Source organism: Thiomicrorhabdus xiamenensis, assembly GCF_013282625.1.
In the GTDB taxonomy this organism is placed as follows: Bacteria; Pseudomonadota; Gammaproteobacteria; order Thiomicrospirales; family Thiomicrospiraceae; genus Thiomicrorhabdus; species Thiomicrorhabdus xiamenensis.
Genome location: NZ_CP054020.1, coordinates 2,322,597 through 2,336,926 on the forward strand (window position 1 = coordinate 2,322,597; position 14,330 = coordinate 2,336,926).

Below are 14,330 nucleotides of genomic sequence, written 5' to 3' on the forward strand. Positions count from 1 at the left end.
TTTTTTATAGGTTCACATAAACAAGTGTTTATACACTTAGATTATTTATGTACACCTAGTTTCTCACGCCAATCTGGGAATAGCTTGTCAGCATCACCAGGGAATGATTCGAACGCACGAGCGAATTCTGGGTGCTCTTTAGCGTATTCGATTGGGTCTGCACCAGTTTTCCAGCACTCATATGCTTGACCTAGTGAAGTACCACCAGCAGCTGGGCTGTCGATGTGACCGAATGAACCACCACCACAAGTGTTGATTACGTTACCGTGACCTAGGTTTTCGAAGAAACCAGGTAGACGTAGCGCGTTCATACCACCAGAGATGATTGGAGTAGTAGGCTTCATGCCGTACCACTTCTGATAGAAGTAGTGACCTTGACACTCGTCACGCTCAAGCATGTAAGCTAGTACGCGCTCATCACCGTGACCTTCCATTTTACCGTAACCCATAGTACCAGTGTGGATACCAGAAGCACCCATTAGACGAGCTAACTTCATGTAACATAGTGGATCCATACCCATAGGTGACTTATAAGAAGTCAACGCACCGTGACCTGCGCGGTGGAAGTGTAGGTAAGTATCAGGGAAGTTACGACGTGCAGTAGTAACACCAGCTGGACCAGTTACGAAACCGTCAACAAGGAAAGCAACGTGTTTTTCGTTACCGTACTTAGCGAATTCACCTAGGATGTACTCACCACGCTTGATCATTTCTTCGTGGAAGTCAGCAGTTACGTTAGCTGAGAAAAGCTTAGCTTCACCAGTTTCTTGCTGTGCACGATCCATAGTTTCCGCAACCATAGGAATAACAGTTTCCATTGGACAGAAAGGCTGGTTAGCTTGTGGCTCATCGTTTTTGATGAAGTCACCACCAAGCCAGAAGTCATAACATGCTTTCGCGAATGGCTCTGGACGTAGACCTAGTTTAGGCTTGATGATCGTACCAGCGATGTAACCACCGTCAACTTCTGGACGACCTAGAACGCGCCATAGGTCAGAGATGTCAGTAGCTGGACCGTCGAATTTCTTAACCATTTTCTCTGGTACTAGGAAGTCAAGCATACGTAGACCTTCGTGGTCACCCATACCTTGGTTGTTACCTAGGATTAGAGACCACATGTGAGATACGTTGTAGTGACCATCGATTAGGTTAGGATCGAATAGATCTACTGGGTAAGCGATCTTCATCAGACCACCTTTGTCACCAAACGCAGCTTCGTCAACTTCATATACTAGAGCGTCAACACCACGAGTGAAGTCATCAGTAGTAGATACTTCAACGTTAGTACCAGTTGAAGATTCAGCAGCAACGTGAGCAGCTACTTCAAGGAAACCGTAACCAGCAGCTGGTTTTAGACGGTATGCAACTAGAAGGTGATTACCATCAGCAATCAATTTTTCTTCTGATAGAGTTAAGTCAGCGTAACGATTCGACTGATCCATTTTTCTTACCTCAATATATAGGGATGCCTGAGCTTAGTCGCTCGAAGTGAACATCCTTTATTTTTGTCGAATCAAACTCTTAGAATTTGATCCGACCCCGAAACTTGAGAGGCCATTATAAAGATCCAACCGATAACTTCCAATCAATAATATTGATTAATCCTATTGCTTTAGATCTATACCAGATTCTGATATATATTGACGGAATACAATACTTTTACCCATTCTTGAAGCAACAACTGATATCAATCAATTTTGCACACTTTTATAGCGATAAATTTATCTTTTACGCACAACCAAACGACTCGAAAAGAGACAGAAAAGCGTTCATCTTTTTGATTCTAATCAATAACTTACCGTATTAAGAAAAACCGACAGGGCTTAAATCTCAATCCAGTTTCTGAAATGCTTTGCGACTTAATTTTTCCCCTTCGGAACGAAGCAGTTCAATCAGCTTTTCGGCAGCGATGGACAAAACCTTGCCTTTGGAATAGACCAGATACCAGTGGCGATTAATCGGAAAGCCTTCGACATCGAGAATGGATATCTCACCCTGATTGATTTCATTCATCAAAGTCGGTACCGAAGCCACGGTAATCCCCAGATTTTGCAAAAGCCCGAGGCGGATCGCCTCGTTCCCGCCCAATACCATCTTGATATGCGGCTGAAAGCCAAACTCTTCGAAGACCTTTTCGATATGCGCGCGAATTCCCGAGCCGGTTTCCCGCATCAAAAAAGGCTCATCTTCAAGATCTGCAATGGTCAATTTCTTGCCGACAAGCGGATGCTTGCTGTTGGCAACAAACGCCAAAGGATTGATAGCCAGCTGCGAGGACTCCACATTCAAGGCTTCCGGCGGCTGACCCAACAGATAGAAGTCGTCTTTATTGTTAGCAATACGCTCAAGCAAGGTTTCCTTATTGCCGACACGCATAATAACCGTAACATCCGGATAAGCCTGGGTGAAATCATGCACCACTTTCGGCACGAAATACTGCGCGGTAGAGATGACCGATAACTTAACGCTCCCCCCGGAAAAGCCCTTGATATGATTAATCTTCTGCTCGGCAAAAGAGAGTTGATTAAGAATAATGCTGGCGCAATCATACAAAACCTGACCGGCATCGGTCAGATAGACTTTACGGCCAATCTGTTCAAATAAGGGCGTTTCAAGGACTTCGACCAGCTTTTTGACCTGCATGGAGACGGTCGGCTGGGTCAAGTGCAACTCCTCAGCCGCTTTGGAAAAGCTGTGATGGCGGGCAATACTTTCGAAAACCTGCAACTGGCGCAGGGTCGCATTACGGGCTAGAAGGGAGATTTTTTCAGGCATAATGGAAACGCAAATTCAATAAGAGAGAAGCTTATTGTACTGCGCCCCGCCTGAAGGTGTGAAGCATCGTAAATAACTTAACGCGTATCGGACATCGCCAACAGCTTCTTAATATCCACACTCTGCAAAAAGTCGGCAAACGCTTGAGCCTGAGGCATCAGTGTTTTGTCTTTCATCTTGGCGCAATACCAGTCTCGAATCACCGGGAATCCCTGTACATCCAGAACCACCAGATGACCGTATTTAACCTCAATGCGGATGGCCTGCTTGGGCAGGATGGAAATCCCCAGATCGGCCATTACCGCCTGTTTCATTGACTCGGTACTGCCCAGTTCCATATAAGGTTCGATATGCACGCCGTGCTCACCGAATTTCTCAACCACCGACGAGCGAATCCCTGATCCGACTTCGCGCATCAGGAAGCGCTCGTTGGCAATACCTTCGATTGCAATATTCTTCTGTTTGGCCAACGGATGACTCGGGTGTGCGACCACAACCAGTTCGCTTTCAAAGAATGGAAAAGCGTCCATTTTCAGCTCTTCAGGAACCCGGCCCATAATCGACAAGTCGTACTGGTTATTCTTAAGTTCGTCGATAATCCGGCGCCGGTTAATGACCGTCACCGAAGGACGAACATCCGGAAAACGGTTCAGAAACGCCTTCAAAATATACGGCATAAAGTATTTAGCCGGAGTTACCACGGCAATCCTCAGCTCACCTTCTATAGAGTTCTGCGCGGATTTGATCGAAACATTCAGTTCCTGCAACTCTTCGAGAATTTTCTGACAACTTTTATACATCTGTTCGCCGGGCGGCGTCAGATAAAGTTTCTTGCCGACCACTTCGATCAACTTGACGTCATTATTCTCTTCCAGTCTTTTTATCTGGATTGATACGGCCGGTTGAGTTAAATTTAACTCTTCCGCAGCCCGGGTATAACTCCCTAAACGGACAACCGCTTCAAAGATTCTTATCTGTTGCGCGGTAATGTGCAAATTTTGCATAAACCTACTCCAAGCATGACCTTTACTCTTATCAGGCTTTCCGCCAGTTCCATAAACATTTGTTTATTTACACTATAACAAAGCATGTGCGAAAAAAAATTTGATTTTTCATAACATAGCTTTCAACGAAATTTGACGGGCACAAAGAAGCCGAGAAGTTCTCCGAATTTTATCAGCCGAGCTCATCAAATTTTATTTAGCTAAGGGCATCACAAAAATTAATGATTATCAAATTCATTAATATTATTGATACCCATAATATTTAAACCATTATTAACCGTTAAAGAGGTCAAATATGGCAAAGACGTATAACGCTGGTGTAAAAGAATACCGCGAAACTTATTGGATGCCGGAATATGAGCCGAAAGATTCAGATTTCCTAGCATGTTTCAAAGTAACTCCACAAGATGGTGTTCCTCGTGAAGAAATCGCTGCTGCGGTAGCTGCAGAATCTTCAACTGGTACTTGGACTACAGTATGGACTGACCTTCTAACTGACCTGGATTACTACAAAGGTCGTGCATACCGAATTGAAGACGTTCCTGGTGACGATACTTGTTTCTACGCTTTCATCGCTTACCCAATTGACCTTTTCGAAGAAGGTTCAGTTGTATCTGTTATGACCTCTTTGGTTGGTAACGTATTCGGCTTTAAAGCTCTACGTGCATGTCGTCTAGAAGATATCCGTTTCCCACTTGCATATGTAATGACTTGTGGTGGGCCTCCACACGGTATCCAGGTAGAACGCGACAAGATGGATAAATACGGTCGCCCAATGCTAGGTTGTACTATCAAGCCTAAGCTAGGTCTATCTGCTAAGAACTACGGTCGTGCAGTATATGAGTGTCTACGTGGTGGTCTAGACTTCACGAAAGATGATGAAAACGTAACTTCACAGCCATTCATGCGCTGGAGAGACCGTTTCCTATTCTGTCAAGACGCTATCGAGAAAGCTTCTGCAGAAACTGGTGAGAAAAAAGGTCACTACCTGAACTGTACAGCTGGTACTCCAGAAGAAATGTACGAGCGTGCGGAATTCGCTAAAGAGATCGGTACTCCGATCATCATGCACGATTACCTAACTGGTGGTTTCACTGCTAACACCGGTCTTGCTAACTACTGCCGTAAGAACGGCCTGTTGTTGCACATTCACCGCGCAATGCACGGTGTAATCGACCGTAACCCGCACCACGGTATCCACTTCCGTGTACTAACTAAAGCACTACGTCTATCTGGTGGTGATCACCTTCACTCAGGTACTGTTGTAGGTAAGCTTGAAGGTGACCGTGACGCAACTCTAGGTTGGATCGACATCATGCGTGATTCATTCATCCCAGAAGACCGTTCACGCGGAATCATGTTCGACCAAGACTTCGGTGCTATGCCTGGTGTTATGCCGGTTGCATCTGGTGGTATCCACGTATGGCACATGCCTGCGCTTGTTACCATCTTCGGTGATGACTCTGTACTTCAGTTCGGTGGTGGTACTCTTGGTCACCCATGGGGTAACGCTGCTGGTGCGGCTGCGAACCGTGTTGCTCTTGAAGCGTGTGTTCAAGCTCGTAACGAAGGTCGCGAAGTTGAGAAAGAAGGTAAAGACATTCTTACTAACGCTGCTAAATCTAGCCCAGAGCTTAAGATCGCAATGGAAACTTGGAAAGAAATCAAGTTCGAATTCGACACTGTTGACAAGCTAGACGTTAAGCATAAGTAATAGAAATTTAGGAGAAAATACTAATGAGTATTCAAGATTACCCTTCTCGTATCTCTGATCCAAAGTCACGTAAGGCTGAGACTTTCTCATACCTACCAACTATGACTTCAGAGCAAGTTAAAGCACAGGTTCAGTACATCATCGATAAAGGCTGGAACCCAGCGATCGAACACTCAGAGCCTGAGCGTGCGACTGACTACTACTGGTACATGTGGAAACTACCGATGTTCGGTGAAACTTCTGCAGATGCAGTACTAGCTGAAGTTGATGCTTGCATCAAAGCGAACCCAAACAACCACGTTCGCCTGATCGGTTACGACAACTTTGCACAGTCTCAAGGTGCAAACATGCTAATCAAACGTGGTGATATGTAATATCCCCCGCTAATTAGCAACTCGTCACACAAGGCAGCCGCCTTGTGTGACAGCCAAATTCTGAGAGGTGACATTAAAAGCGATTAATGCGCATCTCTTAACCTCGTCTTACCCGTTTGGATCTTACCTCCCGGGCGGGTAATACAAACGTCGGCCAGCCCCCGAAACCTGGCCGACTTTTCATCTCTTTTAGACTTGTTCATTTGACACAAGTGACCAACTCTAAAACTTTTGGAATCTGAATCGACTTACCAAGGAGAGTTCAATCATGTCAGAAATCAACACGTTAGATCCTTCTCAGTACCTAATTAAAGAAGAACCTTTTTATCAGCCAGTTGCCGACGAAATCGAACTGTTCGAGTCCGGCTATGCGTCACGCATGCCGATTATGCTAAAAGGGCCAACAGGTTGTGGTAAATCGCGTTTTGTTGAATATATGGCGCACAAGCTAGGTAAGCCGCTTATCACCGTTGCCTGTAACGAAGATATGACCGCTTCCGACCTTGTTGGTCGCTACCTGATCGATATTAACGGTACTCGCTGGCAAGATGGTCCTTTGACCGTTGCCGCCCGTATCGGTGCGATCTGTTACCTGGATGAGGTGGTTGAAGCACGTCAGGATACGACGGTTGTTATTCACCCTCTAACGGATCACCGTCGCGTACTGCCTTTGGATAAAAAAGGTGAGCTGGTTGAAGCCCACCCTGACTTCCAGTTGGTTATTTCTTACAACCCTGGTTACCAGTCAATGATGAAAGACCTGAAACAATCGACTAAACAGCGTTTCGGTGGTTTCAAGTTTGACTATCCTGAAGAGAAAATTGAAGCAGAAATCGTTTCTAAGGAAGCCGGTATTGATCTGGCGATCGCTGAGAAACTGGTACAGATTGCCCAACGCTCTCGTAACCTGAAAGGTCACGGTCTGGATGAAGGTATTTCGACTCGTCTAATGGTTTACGCAGGTCAGCTGATTAATAAAGGTGTTGATCCGAAGAAAGCTTGTACTATGGCACTGATCACTCCACTGACGGATGACGACGATATCCTAGATACCCTAATGACAACCGTCGATACATTTTTTGAATAAGCATTAACTGGAGTCGGAGCAGAAACACTGCACCGAGCCGATCAAAAAAAATGTATAGGATAATGTTATGAGTTTTGATCTAGAAGAAGTCAAAGCATCTTTGATAAAAGCCGTTCCGCAACTTGAGGAAATGCTGGATTCATTGATCCAAGAAGCTTCTCACTACATGAACGAGCACTCACGTGAAGAGTGGTTGGATAATGCCAACGCCCTAGCCTACTTGGGTAAAGGTCAAGATGTAGTTGTGAGCTATCTTGAAGCAGTACCGCAAGTTATTGCCAAAGTAGATGACGAGATTCTGGACGATATCCATGAAACCGTTATGAAACTGTCGTCGGTAACTTCCGGTGAAGTTATCGCGCTGGTGCTCGATTCTTTGCCAACGATTGCTGATAAAACCCGTGATATTGATCTGACTCGCCAGTATCTAGCTCTGATTTACCAAATCGGTTCGAAAACACCGCGCGGTATGCGTCCAATGTTAGCCAACATGGACGAGTTAATGTCAAAGCTGACCGTATCAGGTCTACGTCGCTGGGCACAATGGGGGGCACAAGCGCACGCCCGTAATTTCCCGGCGCAGATTAAATACTTCGGGCTGGAGTCAGAAGACTCGAAAGCGGTATTCCAGCAGCAGCGTAAAGGTTCATTGTTTATCGATTTCCATCGACCAATCAACTTCTACCTGCGCGCTTTCTGGGCCCGTGATTTCTTTATTCGTCCTGCTGCGGCGGACTTTGAAGATTTCAAACCCTATTTTGAAAAAATGGCACTGCACCTACCTGACGCCCTGAATGATATTGGCGAAGTAAAAGGTGGTGAAGTCTATCGCGCTATGGCGGCTCACTTGGCATCCCATATCTGCTACAGCAAATGTGCGATTTCAATGGAGCAGTTAACACCACAACAGATGTTCTTTATCGAGATCATGGAAGATGCGCGTGTTGAATATAACGCCATTAAAAACTTCCCAGGCTTGAAAAATCTGTGGATGAAGGTGATTCGTGCCAGTCAGGAACAAACGCCACTGGATCCGAAGAGCAACGCCTACCGCATTGAGCAGTTAGCGCTGAAATTAATGGACCCGCAGCACGAGCTGAATGACGAACAATTGACTGTGGTTGCCGATCGTTTCTATGCAGAGATCGAAGACAATCTGGACAATGAAAAGTGGTCGTGGGATATGGGTATCCTGCTGCACAATGTTCTGAATATATCGACCAACAAGTGGGTTTCGCTTACTGAGCTGAACAAACAGCGTTTCGGCTATCGCGATGATAACCGTCTGGTCTGGGATTCGGACGAATGGGGTGATATGGATGCCGGCGGAGCCGCATACCAGGAACCTGTTCGCAAACACGTATCGGTTATGGAGATGATCAACGAGATCGATTCCGAGCTGGTTGACGTTGACCACGACGAAGTCTGGGTACTGGGCTCTGAGCTGTACCCTTACGAAGACAACGGTGTCTCCTATAACGAAATGGAAGGCGTGGAACCTATCTCTGATCCGTTCCACTACCATGAGTGGGATTACCGTGTGCAATTGCACCGTCCGAGCTGGGTAACACTGTACGAGCGTCGCGCCAAGAAAGGCGATCCGGAATTGTATAACCGTATACTGGATGCCAACAAAGGTATCGCGCACCGTATCAAACAGATTGTTGATAAGCTGCAAGCGGTTGGTCTGCAACGTATCCGTCGTCTTGAAGACGGTGACGAGCTTGACCTGAATGCCTGTGTTGAAGCGATTACCGACATTCGTATGGGCCAGGAACCGGATCCGCGTATCACCATGAAAAACGTGATTCGTTCGCGAGAAGTATCGGTAGTGGTACTGCTTGATTTGTCGGAATCGACGAATGAAGAAATTCCGGGCGTGGGTAAAACCATTCTGGAAGTAACGCAAGAATCGGCGATTCTGGTATCGCACGCGATTAATGGTATCGGTGACCAGTTTGCGGTCCACGGCTTCTCGTCCGACGGTCGCCACGATCTGCAGTATGTACGCTTTAAGCAGTTCGACGAGCCATTTGACCAAGAAGTGCATTCACGTTTAGCCGGTATGCAAGGTGGATTATCGACTCGTATGGGTGGTGCTATGCGTCACGCCGGTCATTATCTGGCCAAGCAAAGCAGCAAGCAGAAACTGTTGCTGGTAATTACCGATGGTGAACCAGCGGATATCGATGAACAAGACGGCCAGTATCTGAAGCAAGATGCCAAGAAAGCGGTTGAAGAACTGCAAACCAACGGTATCTACTCATACTGTCTGACCATTGACCAATATGCGGACAAATATGTGCAGAATATTTTCGGTCAGAACCGTTACGCGATTGTCGATGACGTACTGAAACTGCCGGAAAAACTACCGCAACTATTTGCCAACCTGACGACCTAACCTTAACTAGAGTTTTTGGTTACAATCGAGCCCTGGTCAGGAAACTGGCTGGGGCTTTTTATTAGAGATTTATTTTCGGGGAATATATCGATGAATGCAGAACAATTTACACAAGCACTGACTGAGTTTTCCGATGAAAACTATCAAGCCATTTTGGATGGTGCTGCACTGATTATTGAGCAGGATAAAGGCCTAACTCTGGGTAAAACTGAACAGGCATTTGTGATTTTTGAACTCGGTGACGAGTCATTCGACTCCGTTGCAGAGTTAAAAGCCTCTCTGATCGACCGTGCCGAAGAACTGATCAAGGAATATTATCAATTCAACCCGGTCAGTAAGTTGCACTTTAATAATCAGCTACAGCGCCTGATTCAGGAACATGGCGCCAACGCCTTTGTCAGCATGCCGGGACAGGAAGCGACCGTAAAAGTATTTGTCGATGATGATGCCGTGGTCGCAGAAGGGTCGGAGAGCCCGAGATTCAAATACGGCTTTTGCATGGTCTTGAGCGAAAAAATGCTGCCTCAGGCAATTGAAAACAAAGTAAAAAACTGGGTTCAATCCGGCAGTGCCTATGATGACTATATCAGCGTAAATGTCTGTCGCTTCAGCAGTGCCGATATGGAAAATATCGAACACAGCGACTATATCTAATCCGATACCGCGCCAGGCGCTCTAAAAAAGCTATCCATTCGGATGGCTTTTTTATTCCTAAAATAATTCCATGAATCGGCTCAATTAGAACATGGAAAGAAGCTGAATCGCTTCGTCAAAATCGTAATTCTGTATCGCCTCTTCAATTTTTCTGCGCGCTTCGCTGGCGATCACTCGGTTAATTAAATTCCGGTTTTCAGTCCATAATTCCAAAACGCCACCATCGAGCTCTTCCAGTCCGCGGATCAACTGTTGCTTGAGCGCAGACCATTCATCGGCATCAAACTCACCGCTTTCCTGAACACCGTCGTCTTCGTCCTCTTTGGAGGCTCTGTCTTCATAGGCATCGATAAAACTTTGCGACATCTTCCAAGCATTTGTATGCCCTTGCTCAACTTGCTCAAGAAAAGCCATGAACTCCTCTTTCTGCGACTGTTTTAACAGGCTCATCTCAAAATCCGCCACATAAGTGTCCAGACGTTTTTCCAAAGCGGTAAATAACTCCGAAAGCGCCTTAAAACCGACACTGGCCGACAGGCCTTTTAAAGTATGTACAAAACGTTTGGCTTCATCCCACTGTTGATCAGCAATGTATTTCTGCAACTGTGCCGGTGCATTGCGGTAAGTGTCCAAATAGCTATAAAGCATCTTTTCAAAAAATGCGTCTTCGCTATTAAGCAGCTGCTTTGCCGCCTTAATATCCAAACCGTCCCCCACTGGCAACGCCAAACCATCACCTTCCGGTAAAGCCTCAGCTTCATCTTCCAGTGACTTGTCCAACTTATCAACAAACTTATCCACACCCAAAGTCTTGGCCAAAATGTCATACAACTTCTCGGGAAGAATCGGCTTGGAAATATGCGCATCCATCCCGACAGCCAGACAGCGTTCGACCTCTTCTTTAAACGCATGAGCGGTCATGGCAATAATCGGCAAATTCGAAAACTGTGCATAGCCACGAATTGCACGGGTGGTTTCAATCCCGTCCATCACTGGCATCTGGATATCCATCAACACCAGATCAAAATGCTGATGACAACGCAATAACTGATACAACGCCTGTTCGCCGTTATCAGCAAGCGTGACCCGAGCGCGTGTCCGGGAAAGCATTTCTTCGGCGATCTGCTGGTTAAGGATATTGTCTTCCACCACCAGCAAGTGTTTATTCTCAAGGTTCGGTACAGACGGCTGTTCACCCGAAGAAAGCGAACGGTCATCCTGTCCTTCTTTGAACAGACGAGCCAGATGTCTCGGTAAAATCGGCTTGTGCAGGCAATAACCGATACCATTCAGTTCCGCCAGCTCCTGCAGTTTATTCCAGTCATAAAACGAGTTAAGCACAACCCTTTCCAGCAATTCGGGATGCTGTTTCTTAATCGCCTGCACAATTTCGACACCATCTATCTCAGGCATCATCCAGTCGATAAAGAACCAATCAGGTATCGATTTTCCATCTCCCAGCGCTTTTAAAAGCTCTTGGCCGGTGGCAAACAACTGTACCTGTATCCCGAAGCTCTCCAGTTGCAAACACAGCTGTTCGCGAGCCATGGGAATATCATCCACAATCCATGCCGACTGACGCACCTTAAGCCCCTTGGAAACCGAGGATTCCCCGAGTTTGGCAAACGGAACCGTCAGCGAGAAAATACTGCCGCGTTGCAATGCACTGGCAACCGTCACGTCCCCGCCCATTTCGCGCGCCAGATTACGGGAAATGGCCAAGCCCAATCCGGTTCCGCCATGTTTTCGGGTGGTTGAAGCATCCGCTTGCGTAAAGGCGTCAAACAGCTGATCCAATTGCTCGTTACCGATACCGGCCCCGGTATCTTCGACATGAAAAGCGACTGTCCAGCGATCCTGCGCCTGCTCGGTCACCTCAACATATAAAAGAACGTAACCTTCATCGGTGAATTTAACGGCATTCCCCAGCAGATTAATCAGAATCTGCCCTATTCGAACCGGATCCCCAACCAGAACAGGCTGTTTGCACTGATATAAAGATGGTGCCAGATGAACAAAGACTTCAAGCCGCTTCTGTGCCGCGAGCGTCTGCACCGCGATCATGCTGTCTTCGATCACTTCTTCGATCTGTACCGGGATATGTTCCAACGACAGTTTTCCGGATTCGATTTTGGAGAAATCCAATATATCGTTAATGATATGCAGCAGACTGTTTGCCGAGCGGTTGATCTTCTCGACATAATCCTTCTGCTGAAAATCGAGATTAGTATTTAATGCCAGATGCGACAAGCCTAATATCGCATTCATCGGAGTACGAATTTCATGACTCATATTCGCCAGGAAATCGGATTTCAATGCAGTGGCGGATTCAGCCTGAACTTTGGCCTCTTCCAGGTTATTAACTAACTCTTGCTGTTTCCGAGCCTGGCGTATTCCGGCAATCATGACGCCACAGGTAGCATGGAAAGGTTCAAGAAATTCGGCCAGTTCATCGCGATACTCATCCGCGCGATTGGCGATACCATAAACACCGACCAGCTCCTTGCCCTGAAAGATCGGCACCCCCATATAACGATGCAATCCCGGAAGCTCAGGAGCCATTCGGCCGGCACGCAGATCATTCGACACGTCATTACTGATAACGCGTCGCTCTTGATACATGACTTGACCGATCAAAGTATCCGCGTCACAAAGCAACATATCCTGGGACAGGATCTTTTCGAACATCCTGTTGGATTCACCATTCCAGGCAATATTGCTCAACGCATGCAGCTTAAGACAACGGGTGCCATCCTCTTGAAAGATCACTTCACCGATAAACCCGTATTCACTCTCTGAAATGTCCAGTAAAGAGTTCAGCAGTTCATCCCAGATATGCGCACTATCCAGCGTATTGGCCATAAAATCTTCAGTCGCCTTACGCAATGCGTTCAACAGCTTATTTCGGGTCTGGATTTCGTGGCGCTCTTGCTCTCTTTCACTTAAATCCGTCACCACCCCGATAAAACTGGTTTCATTATCCGAATCAATTCGGCTGATCGCCAAATGCATAGGGAACATACGGCCATCGCTGTTGACCCCGGTTACCTCCCGACCGGTACCGATAATTTTATTCTCACCGGTTATCAACTGCCTGCGGATAAAATCATCATGTTGATCCGCCTCTGCTTTAGGCATCAAAATCTTGACGTTTTGCCCCAGCAGTTCCTCTTCGCTAAACCCGAAAATTTCCTGCGCCTTATTATTAATCCGGTTGATGATCCCTTTACTGTCGATCTGAATAATCCCCGAAGCCGCATTATCCAGAATCGCCTGATTTTGCTGTAACGGCAACAATGCATCGACACGAATTCGGTGAATGACCCTGCGGCTCATCAGGAATAAGAAGATAATGGCGATCAGCTCTACCAAAAAGATGATCAGATCATTGCGCTGATACTTGTGATACTGCTGAAGAGAGTGATCGTAAAAAAGCTTAATCGTCGCCACGCTCTCTTCGAGAAGCGGCCGTGCAATTGTTGACCGGAACGGCAGCTCGGTTGTAACAGGCAGCTCTTTGTCAAGGATTTCGTAGGTAAAGTGGGTATTCAGATAATCGAAGTTACTGACCAGGGATTTCAACGCCTGCTTCACGCTCGGTAGAAGGTCGTCTTCGTAGATTTCCAGCATTTGCACCAGAATCCGATGCTCGGTCTGCAACTCGGTGCTCGCCTGCTGGAGCATTGGCAGAATACTCAGGTCATTAGATTCCTGAAAACTGCGGATCATGGACAAAAGTCGGTGCAATTGATTATTCCATCGCAAAAGATGGGCAATAAACTGCATTTTGACGGTAATAGAACGCTCGTTAATCGGTAGATCCAAGAACAAGCGCTCCATGCGATTGATCAAATCATTGCGAAGAATATCACTATGATAGTGGAGCGATTCAATCTCAGTTAGGCAAGGTTCCTTTATCGGGCATTCCCATACCATACGCCGGTGACCGGTAAAATCCAGGAAATGCCTTTCCAAAGCCATTAGATCGGCTGTCTCATAATTATAATGATGGATACTCTCAAGAAACGCCTGATAACTGACATCCGTTTGATCCATAAGACGCTGCAATTCGCTTTTGGGAACACTGCTGTGATTTAACAGGTAGGTTGTACTGCGGCCGTCCTCGAAGGAGATCGCCTCGTTCAGGTCGAGCAGGGCATCAATCGTATGGTATTTTCGATCGAATTCAGCCTGATGGATCAGCCCCTTTCCCAAAAACCAGATTGCAGCACCACCCATCACCAAGGTCAAAACCACGATAATGAACAAGCTTGACTGTATCTGCTTTTGCGTATCCTGCAAATAACTCATCTATCCATCC

The 14,330-nt window shown here is 46.5% G+C and carries 9 protein-coding genes; 5 read left to right on the forward strand and 4 right to left on the reverse strand.

Going from position 1 to position 14,330, the window contains the following annotated elements; genetic code table 11:
• Positions 1–41 precede the first annotated feature (41 nt).
• The 3 genes from HQN79_RS10785 to HQN79_RS10795 all read right to left on the reverse strand — a co-directional run bounded on the left by HQN79_RS10785 (position 42) and on the right by HQN79_RS10795 (position 3,779).
• Positions 42–1,442, reverse strand: coding sequence for a ribulose-bisphosphate carboxylase (locus HQN79_RS10785; RefSeq protein WP_173286403.1), 1,401 nt, complete (start codon positions 1,440–1,442; stop codon positions 42–44).
• Positions 1,443–1,830: 388 nt separating this feature from the next.
• A complete protein-coding gene (locus HQN79_RS10790; protein WP_173286405.1) occupies positions 1,831–2,775 on the reverse strand; it encodes a LysR substrate-binding domain-containing protein in 945 nt (314 codons plus the stop codon).
• A gap of 77 nt (positions 2,776–2,852) precedes the next feature.
• Complete coding sequence (locus HQN79_RS10795; protein ID WP_173286407.1) at positions 2,853–3,779, reverse strand: LysR family transcriptional regulator; 927 nt, start codon at positions 3,777–3,779, stop codon at positions 2,853–2,855.
• A 295-nt stretch (positions 3,780–4,074) separates the two neighbouring features.
• Between HQN79_RS10795 and HQN79_RS10800 the strand changes: the two genes are divergently transcribed.
• The 5 genes from HQN79_RS10800 (at position 4,075) to HQN79_RS10820 (ending at position 10,009) form a co-directional block, all read left to right on the forward strand.
• Positions 4,075–5,493 (forward strand): form I ribulose bisphosphate carboxylase large subunit, encoded by a 1,419-nt coding sequence (locus HQN79_RS10800; RefSeq protein ID WP_173286409.1) that lies wholly within the window; start codon positions 4,075–4,077, stop codon positions 5,491–5,493.
• A 23-nt stretch (positions 5,494–5,516) separates the two neighbouring features.
• Positions 5,517–5,867, forward strand: coding sequence for a ribulose bisphosphate carboxylase small subunit (locus HQN79_RS10805; protein ID WP_173286411.1), 351 nt, complete (start codon positions 5,517–5,519; stop codon positions 5,865–5,867).
• A gap of 268 nt (positions 5,868–6,135) precedes the next feature.
• Positions 6,136–6,954 carry a CbbQ/NirQ/NorQ/GpvN family protein gene (locus HQN79_RS10810; RefSeq protein ID WP_173286413.1) on the forward strand — a complete coding sequence of 273 codons (819 nt, stop codon included), beginning with the start codon at positions 6,136–6,138 and terminating at the stop codon, positions 6,952–6,954.
• Positions 6,955–7,021: 67 nt separating this feature from the next.
• On the forward strand, positions 7,022–9,355 hold the full coding sequence (locus HQN79_RS10815; RefSeq protein WP_173286415.1) for a nitric oxide reductase activation protein NorD: 2,334 nt from the start codon (positions 7,022–7,024) through the stop codon (positions 9,353–9,355).
• A 90-nt stretch (positions 9,356–9,445) separates the two neighbouring features.
• Entirely contained in the window at positions 9,446–10,009 is a 564-nt protein-coding gene (locus HQN79_RS10820) for a hypothetical protein (protein ID WP_173286417.1), read from the forward strand.
• Between the two features lie 84 nt (positions 10,010–10,093).
• Here HQN79_RS10820 and HQN79_RS10825 read toward each other — a convergent pair whose 3' ends face one another.
• Positions 10,094–14,320 carry a response regulator gene (locus tag HQN79_RS10825; RefSeq protein WP_173286419.1) on the reverse strand — a complete coding sequence of 1,409 codons (4,227 nt, stop codon included), beginning with the start codon at positions 14,318–14,320 and terminating at the stop codon, positions 10,094–10,096.
• Between the last annotated feature and the right edge of the window lie 10 nt (positions 14,321–14,330).